At 67.8% G+C, this 261-nt stretch carries 1 protein-coding gene; it reads left to right on the forward strand.

Annotated features, from left to right (window positions below; all coding sequences use genetic code 11):
- Positions 1 to 261: PrsW family glutamic-type intramembrane protease (locus F0U47_RS20370; protein ID WP_149752323.1), on the forward strand; the 261-nt coding region annotated here is incomplete at both ends.

Genomic DNA, 261 nt, shown 5'->3' on the forward strand with positions numbered 1-261 from the left:
CTCTTCACCGCCTTCACCGGCATCGGTCTCGGCATCGCGGTGATGTCGCGCACACCTGCGCTGAGGATCGCTGCGCCGATCGGGGGGTACCTCTGCGCCGTGGCTGCGCACGCGTTGTGGAACGGGTCGACCGTGTTCGGCTTCGGCAGCTTCGTGCTGGCCTACCTCGTCCTGATGGTGCCGGCCTTCGTCGGGATGATCTGCCTGGCCGTGTGGGCGCGCACGAAGGAGCGTCACATGCTCACGCTCGCGCTCGACGAC

Origin of the sequence: Nocardioides antri, assembly GCF_008373765.1 — a bacterium.
In the GTDB taxonomy this organism is placed as follows: Bacteria; Actinomycetota; Actinomycetes; order Propionibacteriales; family Nocardioidaceae; genus Nocardioides; species Nocardioides antri.